Origin of the sequence: Providencia sp. CIM-Carb-044, assembly GCF_033901115.1 — a bacterium.
In the GTDB taxonomy this organism is placed as follows: Bacteria; Pseudomonadota; Gammaproteobacteria; order Enterobacterales; family Enterobacteriaceae; genus Providencia; species Providencia hangzhouensis.
Window position 1 is genome coordinate 1 of record NZ_JAXADV010000058.1, and the last position, 1,196, is coordinate 1,196.

The window sequence follows — 1,196 nt, forward strand, 5'->3', positions numbered from 1 at the left end:
TTGAATGGGTTCATGTGCAGCTCCATCAGCAAAAGGGGATGATAAGTTTATCACCACCGACTATTTGCAACAGTGCCCCCTCTGATGTTACATTGCACAAGATAAAAATATATCATCATGAACAATAAAACTGTCTGCTTACATAAACAGTAATACAAGGGGTGTTATGAGCCATATTCAACGGGAAACGTCTTGCTCGAGGCCGCGATTAAATTCCAACATGGATGCTGATTTATATGGGTATAAATGGGCTCGCGATAATGTCGGGCAATCAGGTGCGACAATCTATCGATTGTATGGGAAGCCCGATGCGCCAGAGTTGTTTCTGAAACATGGCAAAGGTAGCGTTGCCAATGATGTTACAGATGAGATGGTCAGACTAAACTGGCTGACGGAATTTATGCCTCTTCCGACCATCAAGCATTTTATCCGTACTCCTGATGATGCATGGTTACTCACCACTGCGATCCCCGGGAAAACAGCATTCCAGGTATTAGAAGAATATCCTGATTCAGGTGAAAATATTGTTGATGCGCTGGCAGTGTTCCTGCGCCGGTTGCATTCGATTCCTGTTTGTAATTGTCCTTTTAACAGCGATCGCGTATTTCGTCTCGCTCAGGCGCAATCACGAATGAATAACGGTTTGGTTGATGCGAGTGATTTTGATGACGAGCGTAATGGCTGGCCTGTTGAACAAGTCTGGAAAGAAATGCATAAGCTTTTGCCATTCTCACCGGATTCAGTCGTCACTCATGGTGATTTCTCACTTGATAACCTTATTTTTGACGAGGGGAAATTAATAGGTTGTATTGATGTTGGACGAGTCGGAATCGCAGACCGATACCAGGATCTTGCCATCCTATGGAACTGCCTCGGTGAGTTTTCTCCTTCATTACAGAAACGGCTTTTTCAAAAATATGGTATTGATAATCCTGATATGAATAAATTGCAGTTTCATTTGATGCTCGATGAGTTTTTCTAATCAGAATTGGTTAATTGGTTGTAACACTGGCAGAGCATTACGCTGACTTGACGGGACGGCGCTTCCCTACCCTCATGGCCGCCTCCCAGGAATCGACCCAGGTGCTTATCGTGGACATAATCCTTTACTCATAAATTGGCACTGTTGCAAAGTTAGCGATGAGGCAGCCTTTTGTCTTATTCAAAGGCCTTACATTTCAAAAACTCTGCTTACC

1 protein-coding gene is annotated in these 1,196 nt (G+C 43.7%); it reads left to right on the top strand.

The window, feature by feature from the left end; genetic code table 11:
* The first annotated feature begins 166 nt into the window (after positions 1-166).
* Entirely contained in the window at positions 167-982 is an 816-nt protein-coding gene (locus tag SJ312_RS23235) for an aminoglycoside O-phosphotransferase APH(3')-Ia (protein WP_000018329.1), read from the top strand.
* Positions 983-1,196 lie beyond the last annotated feature (214 nt).